Origin of the sequence: Vibrio sp. THAF64 (assembly GCF_009363455.1) — a bacterium.
Lineage (GTDB): Bacteria > Pseudomonadota > Gammaproteobacteria > Enterobacterales > Vibrionaceae > Vibrio > Vibrio coralliilyticus.
This window is the reverse complement of sequence record NZ_CP045355.1, coordinates 3024205-3036977: the sequence shown is the minus strand read 5'-3', so window position 1 is coordinate 3036977 and position 12773 is coordinate 3024205. Positions and strand designations below refer to the sequence as shown.

At 45.1% G+C, this 12773-nt stretch carries 14 protein-coding genes; 6 read left to right on the top strand and 8 right to left on the bottom strand.

Features of this window, described 5'->3' with window-relative positions; translation table 11 throughout:
• Positions 1 to 45: 45 nt before the first annotated feature.
• Complete coding sequence (gene rpoS, locus FIU99_RS14025) at positions 46 to 1029, top strand: RNA polymerase sigma factor RpoS (protein WP_006958149.1); 984 nt, start codon at positions 46 to 48, stop codon at positions 1027 to 1029.
• 67 nt (positions 1030 to 1096) lie between these two features.
• Here rpoS and FIU99_RS14020 read toward each other — a convergent pair whose 3' ends face one another.
• Entirely contained in the window at positions 1097 to 2371 is a 1275-nt protein-coding gene (locus tag FIU99_RS14020) for an HlyC/CorC family transporter (RefSeq protein WP_006958148.1), read from the bottom strand.
• A gap of 122 nt (positions 2372 to 2493) precedes the next feature.
• Positions 2494 to 3288, bottom strand: coding sequence for an inner membrane protein YpjD (locus FIU99_RS14015; RefSeq protein ID WP_038164050.1), 795 nt, complete (start codon positions 3286 to 3288; stop codon positions 2494 to 2496).
• 205 nt (positions 3289 to 3493) lie between these two features.
• Between FIU99_RS14015 and ffh the strand changes: the two genes are divergently transcribed.
• The 5 genes from ffh to rplS all read left to right on the top strand — a co-directional run bounded on the left by ffh (position 3494) and on the right by rplS (position 7086).
• Positions 3494 to 4885, top strand: a complete 1392-nt coding sequence (ffh, locus tag FIU99_RS14010; protein ID WP_006958146.1) for a signal recognition particle protein — start codon at positions 3494 to 3496, stop codon at positions 4883 to 4885.
• Between the two features lie 208 nt (positions 4886 to 5093).
• Positions 5094 to 5342, top strand: a complete 249-nt coding sequence (gene rpsP / locus FIU99_RS14005; RefSeq protein ID WP_005438039.1) for a 30S ribosomal protein S16 — start codon at positions 5094 to 5096, stop codon at positions 5340 to 5342.
• A gap of 29 nt (positions 5343 to 5371) precedes the next feature.
• Positions 5372 to 5920, top strand: coding sequence for a ribosome maturation factor RimM (gene rimM / locus FIU99_RS14000; protein WP_006958145.1), 549 nt, complete (start codon positions 5372 to 5374; stop codon positions 5918 to 5920).
• A gap of 27 nt (positions 5921 to 5947) precedes the next feature.
• A complete protein-coding gene (trmD, locus tag FIU99_RS13995; protein ID WP_006958144.1) occupies positions 5948 to 6691 on the top strand; it encodes a tRNA (guanosine(37)-N1)-methyltransferase TrmD in 744 nt (247 codons plus the stop codon).
• A gap of 41 nt (positions 6692 to 6732) precedes the next feature.
• The gene (rplS, locus tag FIU99_RS13990) at positions 6733 to 7086 is read left to right on the top strand and encodes a 50S ribosomal protein L19 (RefSeq protein WP_006958143.1); all 354 of its coding nucleotides are present in this window, start codon (positions 6733 to 6735) and stop codon (positions 7084 to 7086) included.
• A gap of 267 nt (positions 7087 to 7353) precedes the next feature.
• On the opposite strand, the gene yacG is transcribed toward rplS, so the two are convergent.
• From yacG to pilB, 6 genes are read right to left on the bottom strand one after another with little or no spacing between them, the layout of a single operon-like run.
• Complete coding sequence (gene yacG / locus FIU99_RS13985; protein ID WP_006958142.1) at positions 7354 to 7548, bottom strand: DNA gyrase inhibitor YacG; 195 nt, start codon at positions 7546 to 7548, stop codon at positions 7354 to 7356.
• Positions 7549 to 7599: 51 nt separating this feature from the next.
• Positions 7600 to 8340: a cell division protein ZapD gene (gene zapD, locus FIU99_RS13980; RefSeq protein WP_006958141.1), complete on the bottom strand. Its 741-nt coding sequence runs from the start codon at positions 8338 to 8340 to the stop codon at positions 7600 to 7602.
• A gap of 33 nt (positions 8341 to 8373) precedes the next feature.
• A complete protein-coding gene (coaE, locus tag FIU99_RS13975) occupies positions 8374 to 8982 on the bottom strand; it encodes a dephospho-CoA kinase (RefSeq protein WP_006958140.1) in 609 nt (202 codons plus the stop codon).
• Position 8983: 1 nt separating this feature from the next.
• The gene (locus FIU99_RS13970; protein ID WP_006958139.1) at positions 8984 to 9853 is read right to left on the bottom strand and encodes an A24 family peptidase; all 870 of its coding nucleotides are present in this window, start codon (positions 9851 to 9853) and stop codon (positions 8984 to 8986) included.
• Between the two features lie 49 nt (positions 9854 to 9902).
• Complete coding sequence (locus FIU99_RS13965; protein ID WP_039951277.1) at positions 9903 to 11117, bottom strand: type II secretion system F family protein; 1215 nt, start codon at positions 11115 to 11117, stop codon at positions 9903 to 9905.
• An 8-nt stretch (positions 11118 to 11125) separates the two neighbouring features.
• Entirely contained in the window at positions 11126 to 12772 is a 1647-nt protein-coding gene (gene pilB / locus FIU99_RS13960; protein WP_006958137.1) for a type IV-A pilus assembly ATPase PilB, read from the bottom strand.
• Position 12773: the final 1 nt, after the last annotated feature.

Sequence of the window (12773 nt, the reverse complement as noted above, 5' to 3'; positions counted from 1 at the left end):
CATTAGAAGTAGTAATGTCTTGCTAGCTCGCCAGGGGGAGGCGCTATGAGTATCAGCAATACAGCAACGAAAGTCGAAGAGTTCGAGCTTGAACCAACAATGGAATCGATTCAGGCAAACGGGCTTACTACCGCCAACCGCACCCAAGCAGAGGACGCCAAAGAGGAGTTTGACGCTTCCACAAAAAGCTTGGATGCCACTCAACTTTACTTGGGAGAAATTGGTTTCTCTCCACTACTCACCGCAGAAGAAGAAGTTTTGTACGCTCGCCGTGCCCTAAGAGGTGATGAAGCTGCGCGTAAACGAATGATTGAAAGTAATCTTCGCTTAGTGGTGAAAATTTCCCGTCGATACAGCAACCGTGGGCTTGCTCTGCTTGATCTGATTGAAGAAGGCAACTTAGGCTTGATTCGCGCGGTTGAAAAGTTTGACCCAGAGAGAGGATTCCGGTTCTCGACCTATGCTACATGGTGGATCCGTCAAACGATTGAACGTGCTTTGATGAATCAAACTCGCACCATACGTTTGCCTATTCATGTGGTCAAAGAACTGAACATCTATCTGCGTACTGCTCGTGAGTTATCACAGAAGCTGGACCATGAACCAACAGCAGAAGAGATTGCTACACAACTCGACAAGCCAGTCGACGATGTCAGCAAGATGCTACGCCTCAACGAACGAATTAGTTCTGTAGACACCCCTATCGGTGGTGATGGTGAAAAAGCACTGCTAGATATTATTCCTGATGTGAACAACTCTGATCCTGAAGTGTCCACACAAGACGATGATATCAAATCTTCATTGATCCATTGGTTGGATGAACTGAATCCTAAGCAGAAAGAAGTCTTAGCACGTCGTTTTGGATTATTGGGCTACGAGCCGTCAACACTGGAAGAAGTAGGACGTGAAATTAACCTAACTCGTGAACGTGTTCGTCAGATTCAGGTTGAAGGCCTACGTCGTTTAAGAGAGATCCTGATCAAACAAGGTCTGAACATGGAAAGCCTGTTCAGCATGAACGAAGAATAAATGCTTCTTAAGTAAAGAAAAAGCCTTGGCATTGCCAAGGCTTTATTATTTTTCGCTCTGCTATTTATTAACTTTCTTTAGCGTTACTTGGAAACACTTTTACCAGCTTAATACGGTTCTCTTCTAACTCGACGATTTCCATTGGGTGACCCGACACTTGAACGCTCAGGTGGCTTTCAGGAATGTCCTCTAAATGCTCAAGGATCAAACCATTCAATGTACGAGGGCCGTCAGTTGGTAGCTTCCACATTAACCCTTTGTTGATATCGCGAATATTCGCACTGCCTTCAATTAAGAAGCTGCCATCACCCTGTGGGGTGATTTCTTCAGACAGACTTGGTGCAATCGAAGTGGTGAACTCGCCAACAATTTCTTCCAGAATATCTTCTAGTGTAATCAAGCCAATGATGTCACCGTATTCGTTGACGATAAGTCCGATACGTTCTTTATTTCGCTGAAACTTCAACAGCTGAATATTGAGCGGAGTGCCTTCAGGAATAAAGTAAACTTCGTCTGCGGCTCTGAGCAGAGTCTCTTTGTTAAATTCGTTTTTTTCCAGCATCAGGCGGTAAGACTCACGCAAGCGCAGCATACCGACGACTTCGTCAATCTGGTCGCGGTATAGCACGACGCGACCATGAGGAGAATGGGTCAGCTGGCGAACAATAGATTTCCAGTCATCATTAATATCGATGCCTGTGATTTCGTTTCTAGGCACCATGATGTCATTAACAGTGACATGCTCTAGATCGAGGATGGAAATCAACATATCTTGGTGGCGTCTTGGGATCAGGCTTCCTGCTTCGTTAACGACAGTACGCAGTTCTTCTGAGCTTAGATGATCATCACCGCCGTGATTAGCCCGAATACCAAGCAAGCGTATAAAACCATTAGTAATGAAGTTAACCAGCATCACTAGTGGTGACAGTAACTTCATCAAGATGCTGAGAAGGATACTGCTCGCGTAGGAAACACGTTCGGGGTAGAGTGCTGCGAGCGTTTTTGGTGTTACTTCTGCGAAAACGAGGATCACCATAGTTAACGCACCCGTTGCAATGGCAACTCCGATGTCACCGTATAAGCGCATTCCAAGAATAGTCGCGATTGCTGAGGCGAGAATATTGACGAGGTTATTACCAATTAAAATCAAACCAATCAAACGATCTGGGCGATCCAATAGCTTTTCGACGCGTTTAGCGCCTTTATGCCCATTATTCGCAAGGTGTTTGAGACGGTAGCGATTCAGAGCCATCATGCCGGTTTCTGAACCTGAGAAATATCCTGAAATAACAATCAGACACGCGAGTAGCGCAAACAAGAGACCCGTTGATATGTCGTCCAAAACTTATCTTTTCCTTTTGATGTTTGATTAATTTATGACCTAACAAAAGCGCTAAGTCAATCTCAGGTATCGGGCGAAGTATTGTAAAAGAAAGGTGCAGTCTATGCACCTTTGAATATCAATTAGTTAAGAATGATCTCGCGAACAAAGCGGCTGCCAAAATAAGCCAGTGTCAGCAAAGTCGCTCCGGCAACGGCAAACCAAGTCACTTTTCGACCCCGCCATCCTTTCTGATAGTGACCCCAGAGCAGAATGGAGTAGACCACCCAAGCAATAAAGGACAAGATGCCTTTGTGCGCTTTTCCTTGAGCAAACATATCTTGCACAAAAATAAAGCCAGTGAGCAGGGTGCCGGTTAGCAGCAGGTTACCAACCAAGATGATCTTAAAGAGCTGTCGCTCGACCATCAGCAATGGTGGTAGGTTCGGGTTAATCACTAAGGCTTTTTTGGTTTTTAGTTTGTGATCTAACCAAGCTAGTTGCAGAGCATAAAGAGCACCAATGGTGAGCGTTGAGTATGAGAAAAGCGCCAGAGAAATGTGGATCAGCAGTTTTGGATCTTGCTCTAAATGAGTAATAAACGTACTGGGTAAGAAAGCGGCTGCAGATAAGTTTATTGCTGCAAAGCTATATACTACGGGCAAAAGAAACCATAGGCGTGTTCTCAGCATCGCCAGACTTAAAACCAGAGAAATAATAAAACTGATCAAGGAAGCGACATTGAGGATACTCAAATTCTGCCCTGATCCTTCAATAATCAAATCACTTAATAACCAGGCATGAAAAGCGAGCGCTAAGAAAGCACTGATCAAGACAGTTTTGGCTCGGATCCCTGTTTGATGTACAAGCCCCGGTACTATGGTTGCTATTGCTAAGAAATAGAGTATTGCAGCAGCAACGGCGATTAAGTTGTCCATTCTTTTCTAAGATCTGGTGGATTTTTAATAAATTATACCTTGCATCAACAGCTTGGGCTATGACTTATCTCCCTGATTTGTGTCACGGGAGAGATCAAATGTTATCACGGCAGTGCAAAGCAAGGACTGGCTAAGGTATACTCACAGTAATTTGTCGCCATTTTAGGGCGACTACACTGTGAGTCGCTCAGGTAAAGAGACTAAGATGTTTGAGAATTTAACGGATCGATTATCCAAAACGCTGAAGAATATCAGCGGTAAAGGTCGTTTGACCGAAGACAATATAAAAGACACTTTGCGTGAAGTGCGCATGGCGCTGCTTGAAGCCGACGTCGCTCTTCCGGTTGTACGTGATTTTGTCAAACGCGTAAAAGAAGGCGCCGTGGGCGTAGAGGTTTCTAAGTCTCTAACCCCTGGCCAAGAGTTCATTAAGATTGTTCAATCTGAACTTGAAGCCGTGATGGGTGAGTCCAATGAGGCTCTAAACCTTGCTGCACAGCCGCCAGCTGTGATCCTAATGGCAGGTTTGCAAGGTGCAGGTAAAACCACCTCGGTTGGTAAGCTTTCTAAGTTGTTAAAAGAGAGAGACAAGAAGAAAGTCTTGGTTGTTTCTGCGGACGTTTATCGCCCAGCGGCGATCAAACAGCTAGAAACGCTGGCTTCAGACATTGGTGTCGATTTCTTCCCATCTTCGCCTGATCAAAAGCCGATTGATATTGCTAATGCCGCGATAGACCATGCGAAGAAGAAATTCTATGACGTTCTTCTTGTCGATACTGCAGGTCGCCTAGCGATCGATGAGCAGATGATGGGGGAGATCCAAGAGCTTCACTCTGCAATTGATCCTGTTGAAACTCTGTTTGTTGTCGATGCAATGACTGGTCAGGATGCCGCAAACACAGCGAAAGCGTTTGGCGATGCGTTACCACTGACGGGTGTGATTCTAACCAAGGTCGATGGTGATGCGCGTGGTGGTGCGGCACTTTCGGTTCGTCATATCACAGGTAAACCAATTAAATTCTTGGGTGTCGGTGAGAAAACCGATGCACTAGAACCATTCCACCCTGATCGTGTTGCTTCACGTATTCTTGGTATGGGTGACGTACTGTCGCTTATCGAAGACCTACAACGTAATGTTGATACTGAGAAAGCAGAGAAGCTGGCTAAGAAGTTTAAAGAGAAGAAAGGCTTCGACCTTGAAGACTTCCGTGAACAACTTGGTCAGATGCAGAACATGGGCGGCATGATGGGCATGATGGATAAGCTACCGGGCATGAACAACTTACCAGATAACGTCAAAGACAAAGTTGACGATAAGATGTTTAAGCAAATGGAAGCCATCATCAACTCTATGACCATGAAAGAGCGCCAGCGTCCTGAATTGATCAAGGGATCACGTAAGAAGCGTATTGCTGCGGGCTCTGGTACTCAGGTTCAAGACGTCAACCGCCTATTAAAACAGTTCACTCAGATGCAAAAAATGATGAAGAAAATGCAGAAGGGTGGCATGAAAGGCATGATGCGCAACATGCAAGGCATGATGGGTGGTATGGGCGGCATGGGTGGTGGTGGCGGTTTTAACCCATTTGGTCGCTAATTCGCATCCGCAATAAAAATTTCAAGGTGTTAGCTCGGTCACAAACTTAAGTTTCGTTTTATGTTGGTGAAAAAGTAGCTAAAGACCTTGCATTGCTCCGGAATAAGAGTAAAATTCCGGAGCTTTATTTTGGCACGAGACCCCAAACTGTTTTTCATTAAGCGGTTCCTGGGGTTAATTTTATTTTTGAGAAAGCAAAGAGGACGACATGGTAACCATTCGTTTGGCACGTCACGGCGCTAAGAAGCGTCCATTTTATCAAATCGTAGTAGCGGACAGCCGCAACGCTGCAACTGGCCGTTTCATTGAGAAAGTTGGTTTCTTCAACCCAACTGCTAAAGGTCAAGAAGAAGGTCTACGTCTAGACCTAGACCGCGTTAACCACTGGGTTGGTCAAGGCGCATCTCTATCTGACCGCGTAGCTAAGCTAGTTAAAGACGCTCAAAAAGCGGCTTAATTCTTAATTTAAGAAGTAGTAATTAGCTTATGTCGATGAAAGGTAAAGAAACAATGAGCAGCGAGAAAATTGTTGTAGGTAAGTTTGGTGCTACTTACGGCATTCGTGGTTGGCTTAAAGTTTTTTCCTACACAGACAATACCGAAAGCATATTTGATTACGCACCTTGGTTTATTAACCAGAAAGGTGAGTGGGTTGAGCGAAAAGTAGAAAGCTGGAAGCGCCATAACAAAGGTTTGGTGGTAAAGCTGGAAGGTCTGGACGTGCGTGAAGAAGCGCAATTACTGACTAACTTTGAAATCGCAATTGACCCTGCGGTACTGCCAGAATTGCCAGAAGATGAGTTCTACTGGCGTGATTTGATTGGAATGCAGGTTGTAACTGATAAAGGTTATGACTTAGGCACTGTCTCTGACATGCTTGAAACGGGTTCCAACGATGTTTTGGTGGTTAAAGCAAATTTGAAAGATGCTTTTGGGCAAAAGGAACGATTAATTCCGTTCCTTGAAGAGCAAGTGATCAAGTTGATTGATCGTGAAGCTCAACGGATCGAAGTTGACTGGGATCCTGGATTCTAAACTCCAAATTACCAGAGCGAGATAAACATGTGGGTTGGCGTAATTAGCCTATTTCCTGAAATGTTCCGTTCTGTTACTGATTTTGGGGTAACAGGTCAAGCGGTTAAGAAAGGTCTCTTGTCGATTGAGACTTGGAATCCTCGTGATTTCACTCACGACAAGCATCGAACTGTCGATGACAGACCTTACGGTGGTGGCCCAGGTATGCTTATGATGGTTCAGCCTTTGCGTGACGCTATCCATACCGCTAAACAAGCCTCACCGGGTAAGACGAAAGTTATTTACCTATCACCTCAAGGTCGTAAACTCGATCAGCAAGGGGTGGAAGAGCTGGCAACAAATGAGAATTTACTTCTGATTTGCGGCCGCTACGAAGGGGTAGATGAGCGTATCATCCAATCTGAGGTTGACGAAGAATGGTCAATCGGAGATTTCGTGATGACGGGTGGAGAGATTCCAGCCATGACGCTAATCGACTCGGTATCTCGGTTTATACCGGGAGTACTGGGAGATTTTGCGTCAGCAGAAGAAGATTCTTTTGCCAATGGTTTATTGGACTGTCCGCACTATACGCGTCCGGAAGTGTTAGATGGAGAAGAGGTACCTACAGTACTGAAATCCGGTAACCATAAGGACATTCGTCGCTGGCGACTCAAGCAGTCGTTAGGCCGTACCTGGATAAGAAGACCAGAGCTCCTGGAAAACCTAGCTCTGACTGACGAACAGGAATTATTACTCGCTGAGTTCATTAAAGAACATAACGCGAAGTAACCTATTAAATTTAGTATCAGTTTATTCTAGGAATATTGAAAATGAGTAACATCATCAAGGCTCTTGAAGAAGAGCAAATGAAAAAAGACCTACCTAACTTTGCACCTGGTGACACAGTTGTTGTTCAAGTTAAGGTAAAAGAAGGTGACCGTGAGCGTCTACAGGCCTTTGAAGGCGTTGTAATCGGTGTTCGTAACCGTGGTCTACATTCTGCATTCACTGTACGTAAGATTTCTAACGGTGAAGGTGTAGAGCGTACGTTCCAAACTCACTCTCCAATGGTTGATAGCATTGAAGTTAAACGCCGCGGTGCAGTACGTCGTGCCAAACTGTACTACCTACGTGAGCGTTCTGGTAAGTCAGCTCGTATTAAAGAGAAGCTTGCTAAGAAGTAATGCTATAACTAGCGTTCTCATAGTATTAGCGGAGGCCTTAGGCCTCCGCTTTTTTATTCGTTGTATATAACTTCCTATCTACCCTTGTTATTGGTGCTCATGTACTGCCAAACTCAATCGCTCTTTCTAGGTTAGAAAGGAAAATATCTACGTCCTTAGCTAAAACAAAAGTAGCTTTATAAAACAACCTGAGCGTTACGGTTAGATAATAAAAGAGCTGATGTTCTCACACCAGCCCTCTATGCCTGAGTAAATGACACGCCTCAGTTAATATTGCTCCTCAGACCATCCATCAGAATCTGACATATCCGGTGCGCCTGGAATACTGTTCTCTTCATCGGCCCATTCACCAAAGTCGATCATTTGGCATTGTTTACTGCAGAATGGACGGTAAGGGCTTTGTTCTCCCCACTCGACTTCTGTACCGCATTTTGGGCAAGGTACGATGGTAATTTTGGACATGGGATTATCTCTGAAAATGTTGAACTCTGGTCGAGTATAGCGCTATCTCAGTTAGCTACATACTGCCAGACGGAATTGAATGTTATCAACGGAAGCTTGTCCTGAAGCAAAGTTGATAAATTTAATCGCAAAACGGTTTTTATGGCCGGAAATCATAGGGAACACACCGTATTGCATTGGAATTTCGAGGCGTAGAATATTGGCATCCTCTGCATCACTTTGGTAGAAACCAGCTGCGGCTTCTTGTGGTTGGAAGTGGCCTGTTTCACGAGTTAGGCGCAACCAAAGTTTGAGAGCGTCTGTCAGGGGCTGAAGTGTATCCAACCAGAGGTTAGTGTCTCTGGTTTTCTGCTCTACAGGTAAGTGCAGCCAATGGTGCAGAGCTGGTAGGTCAAAGCAGCATGATCCGCCGGGTAAGTTGAACCTTTGGCGTATAGCACTGAGAAAACGATCTTCTTTCAGGCTTTGACCAAAACGTTCTGCCGCCATCAACTTGCTGTGCACATTATCGACTTCAGCCAGGATGTTACTTAGCATGTCCTGATCGACTCCTTCGACATCAAGCCATGAGCGATAGGTTAAGCGCTGTTTTTCAATGTCTTTAGCCAGTTCACTTTTTAACTGTATTTGTTCGAAGATTTCTAATAGATCAAACAAGGAACGAAAGAACAACAAGTGCTGCATGTCATCACTAAATTGAGAAGAAACACTTAACTGATTCAGCAAAGCTTCAACGCGCAGATATATGCGAGTTTTCTCATTTAATGGATGTTCAAAAAAGTGCGTTGTCATTACATGCGGCCTTAGATTCTTCTTCCTTTATTCTCACCGATTTTCCCTACATATTTCTAGGTACTTTTGATGTAATTCTGTGATTTGAGGCAAAAGTTCTTGGTTTGTTGCATTATTTTTAATCACATCATCTGCGATCGCCAGCCGTTGTGTACGACTAGCTTGCGCAGCTAAGATTGACTCCACTTGCTCCAGTGGAACACCGTCTCTTTCCACTGTTCTCCGCATTTGGGTTTGTTTGTCTACATCAACTACCAAGACTCTATCTGCCAAGCTTTGCAGGTTGTTTTCGACCATTAACGGAATCACCAACAAACCGTAGGGTGATGTAACCTTAGCGATATCAGCCAGCATTTTTTCGCGAATCATGGGGTGAAGCAATCCATTGATCCAAGCTTTTTCCTCTTCATTAGCAAAGATGACTTCTCTAAGCTTAGCTCGGTTTAATGTTCCGTCATGTAATAAGATACCTGATCCCCAACGCTCCTCAATGGCTTTTAAGCCTTCACTTCCGGGTTCAACCACTTCCCTAGCCACGACATCAGCGTCAACAATCTCAATGCCAAATTGGCTTTGAAAAAGGTTGGCTACGGTGGTTTTTCCACTGGCAATGCCGCCAGTCAATCCGACAACAAAAGGCATATCAGATCCCCAAGATTTGTGTGAAGTACCAATTTATGATGTTCTCTCCCCACATGGCACTGACCCATCCCGCAATAGCGAGATAAGGGCCGAATGGAAAAGCTTTATCTATACCTTGCTTTTGTAGTCGCAGTTGAATAATGCCAAAGACTAGGCCTACTAATGAGGAAAGTAACACGATAACAGGCAAGTACTGCCAACCTAACCAAGCGCCTAGTGCGGCAAGAAGTTTGAAATCTCCATAGCCCATGCCTTCTTTACCAGTGAGTAACTTGAAGCCCCAGTAGACAGACCATAAACATAAATAACCCGCCATAGCCCCAATAACAGAATCTTGCAGGGAAACCGGGCTGAAGTCTAATAAGGCAAGAGCAATACCTGACCAAATTAGCGGAAAGGTAAGCTGGTCTGGCAGCAGCATGGTATCAAAATCAATGAATGTTGCCGCAATCAGGACGAAGGTAAAAAATAGCAGGGCGATGGCAAAAGCGCTCAGTTCAAACTGATAAGCAATAGCAAAGCTCATTGCACCTGACAGCAACTCAACCAACGGATAGCGAGGGCTAATTTTGGCCTGACAGGCACGACATTTACCACGCAAAAGTAGCCAGCTAATAACTGGGATATTGTCGAGATTACGGATTTGCGTTTTACAGCTTGGGCAGGTGGAGCGAGGAATACTGAGGTTATAGGTACCGTGTGGAGGAGCGATACCGTATTCTGGGAAGCTTTCAGCACACTCGTGTCGCCACTCTCGCTCCATCATTTGTGGTAAACGGTGGATTACTACGTTGAGAAAACTGCCAATGATCAGGCCAAAAATAGTGGCAAGTGTGGGAAACAACCACGGGTAATAGTTAAACAGATCCATAAATGATTCAGCTGGTTGTGCACGTCGTATTTGAGTTATGGCGGATATACTATCCCATAATGTTCATTAAGTTAAAGATAGGCAGATACATAGCGATCACCAAACTTCCCACCAACCCGCCAAGTAGCAGGATGAGCATGGGCTCGATAGCTTTGCCCAGATTCTCGATGACAGACTCAACCTCTGCTTCATATTGATTGGCGATTTGGTTGAGCATCTTGTCAAGTTGACCGGATTCTTCCCCTATCATGATCATTTGCAATAGAAGCTCGGGAATATTGCCTGACCTACGCATTGCCGCATTCAATGCAACTCCAGTGCTTACCTGCTGTGTGACTTGTTCGATGATTCGCTGATAGTGACGGTTATCAGTGGTACGTGCCGCGATATTTAAGCTTGAAATGATGGGTAATCCAGAGTTCAGGCTAATAGCAAGCGTATGACTGAAGCGAGCTAATGAAGCTTTCACTAGCACATTGCCAACAATCGGTAAGTGGGTTTTGATTTCATCAAGCCAAAAGCGAAAGCGACTCGAACAGCGATAACCAAGCGTAATGCTCAGGGCTGCGAGAAGAATGCCTGTCGTGAGATGGATGCTGTGATGTTGCGTTGTCTGAGATAAAGCCAGCACTTGCTGAGTGAACCAAGGCAGCTGTGCCCCGTATCCGCCAAACATGCTCTCAAATTCAGGAATAACTTGGGTGAGCATTAAGAATGCGACAATTAAAGCCGTCATGACCACTATGCTGGGGTATATAGCGGCACGCAGGACTTTGGCCTTGAGCTGCTCTGACTTTTCTCGATAGCTCGCAATCCGTTCCAGGGATTCGGAAAGGCGACCTGTCTGTTCTCCCACTCGAACAATATCTAAGTAAAGACAATCAAAATATCGAGATGATTGCTTGAGCGACTGTGAAACAGATTGACCAGATTGGAGTTGTTGCTGAATAAGCCACAGGACGGATTTCATTTCAGCGCAATGAGTGTTTTTCGCAATCAGTTTAAGCGATGTAGTAATGTTCAAGCCGGACATTAGCATAGTTGACCATTGACGAGTGAATCGGGTGATGTCACTGGCTTTTATGCGGTGCTTCATTCGCTGATAGCTGGAAGGAGAACGATGATGAATGAGACGTACTTGAACGTTGCGCTCATTAAGTTGGTTAATCACCTGCGCTTCACACATTGCCAACATTTTCCCTCTAACCCGAGCACCTGATGTGTTGATACCTTGCCATTTGTACAGTCTCAATTTGACTTTCATGTAGATTACTAGAACAGCATTCGCTGCAGTTCTGCCTGACTAGTGATACCTTGGGCCAATTTTTCTAAGCCCGAGTGCGGTAATGTTTGCATGCCTTGTTGTATCGCTAAGTCCTCAATCTGGTGAGCTGTGGCGTCGTCGTTAATAGCTTGCGCAATTTCAGGTGTCACTGTGAGTACTTCATAAATACCAGTTCGTCCTGAGTAGCCTTGGTTGCAGTCCTGACAACCTTCAGAAGAAGCCTCATATTGACCTGTCTGGACTTTTGTAGGGCGCTTGCATTGAGGGCATAGGCACCTGATCAAACGCTGAGCAATGATGAGGCTAAGAGAAGCAGCAAGGTTGAAAGCTTCTATTCCCATATTCTGGAGGCGAAGAATAGCTTCTGCTGCTGAGTTGGTATGGAGTGTTGAAAGGACTAAATGGCCTGTTTGAGCCGCTTTGGTGGCTATCTCGGCAGTTTCTCGATCGCGAATTTCACCCACCATAACCACATCGGGATCCTGACGTAGAAAGGCTCTGAGTGCCTGAGCGAAATCAAAGCCGATTTGAGGTTGAATTTGCACCTGATTGATTCCTGTTAGGTGAATCTCTACGGGGTCCTCTGCCGTCGCGATGTTGATCTCATTCTGATTGATGATGTTAAGTCCACTGTATAAAGACAGAGTCTTACCGCTTCCCGTGGGGCCAGTGATTAGAATTAGTCCCTGAGGCTTGGTTAGTGCCTGACGATAGCTTTCGCTTTGAATGTGATTGTAGCCAAGGCTGCTTAAGTCAAAGCTGGTCATTCTGTTGTCGAGCAATCTAAGGACAATTTTTTCACCCCATATGGTAGGCAGAGTCGATACACGTATGTCGATAGAATCAGTTTGAGTCACATTGAGAGTGATACGACCATCTTGCGGGAGTCTGCGCTCGGCGATGTCCAGCTTAGCGAGGATTTTTAGTCTGGCGGTTAACCTTTGGCATAGGTGCTGAGGAGGTCGCTGCACTTCAACAAGCAAGCCATCACAACGAAACCGGACGCGAAACCATGATTCATGAGGTTCAAAATGGATATCAGAAGCTTGCTTACGTACGGCATCCAGCAGTATCTGCTGGATATAGCGACTGATTGGCGAGCTATCGTGATTGAGATCCTCACTGTCTATTAATTCATGTTCTTCAGCTTCGACTAATTGTTCAAGGTCTAGGACGCTAACCTCTTTGTAGCCTAAAGAGTCACTGGCGCTTTGAGCTCCATATAGGTTGTTTATCGCACGGGCTAAAGTCGGTAACTCGGCCAATACGAGTTTGATTGCTAGGCCAGTTGCAAAACGAAATTCTTGTTCTATCTCGGAAATGGAAGGATCAGCGAGCGCTAGAGTAAGATGTTGTCGCTCTACTTCTAGTGGCAGTGCCGTGTGGCTGCGAATTAAGTCGCCAATGCCGAGCTGCTCGCAACAAGTTCGATAATCGAAGTCATCTAACGACACGATGGGGAGAGCATAGAGCTCACTGATAGCTGCTGTCAGCTGTTTGGATGTCAGGTCACTAATCTCTAGCAGAGCAGAATACGCCTCAATTTGTCGGGTTTCTGTAGCTGATATTGCTTGCAGGGCTTGTTCTTCACTAATTTTATAGGCTTTTTTTAGCAAGAAGGGCAGTTCACTCATG

Coding starts and splice junctions, on each gene's coding strand:
- rpoS (WP_006958149.1), top strand. CDS start 46: ATGAGTATCAGCAATACAGCAACGAAAGTCGAAGAGTTCGAGCTTGAA.
- FIU99_RS14015 (WP_038164050.1), bottom strand. CDS start 3,288: ATGGACAACTTAATCGCCGTTGCTGCTGCAATACTCTATTTCTTAGCA.
- ffh (WP_006958146.1), top strand. CDS start 3,494: ATGTTTGAGAATTTAACGGATCGATTATCCAAAACGCTGAAGAATATC.
- rpsP (WP_005438039.1), top strand. CDS start 5,094: ATGGTAACCATTCGTTTGGCACGTCACGGCGCTAAGAAGCGTCCATTT.
- rimM (WP_006958145.1), top strand. CDS start 5,372: ATGTCGATGAAAGGTAAAGAAACAATGAGCAGCGAGAAAATTGTTGTA.
- trmD (WP_006958144.1), top strand. CDS start 5,948: ATGTGGGTTGGCGTAATTAGCCTATTTCCTGAAATGTTCCGTTCTGTT.
- rplS (WP_006958143.1), top strand. CDS start 6,733: ATGAGTAACATCATCAAGGCTCTTGAAGAAGAGCAAATGAAAAAAGAC.
- yacG (WP_006958142.1), bottom strand. CDS start 7,548: ATGTCCAAAATTACCATCGTACCTTGCCCAAAATGCGGTACAGAAGTC.
- zapD (WP_006958141.1), bottom strand. CDS start 8,340: ATGACAACGCACTTTTTTGAACATCCATTAAATGAGAAAACTCGCATA.
- coaE (WP_006958140.1), bottom strand. CDS start 8,982: ATGCCTTTTGTTGTCGGATTGACTGGCGGCATTGCCAGTGGAAAAACC.
- FIU99_RS13970 (WP_006958139.1), bottom strand. CDS start 9,853: ATGGATCTGTTTAACTATTACCCGTGGTTGTTTCCCACACTTGCCACT.
- FIU99_RS13965 (WP_039951277.1), bottom strand. CDS start 11,117: ATGAAAGTCAAATTGAGACTGTACAAATGGCAAGGTATCAACACATCA.
- pilB (WP_006958137.1), bottom strand. CDS start 12,772: ATGAGTGAACTGCCCTTCTTGCTAAAAAAAGCCTATAAAATTAGTGAA.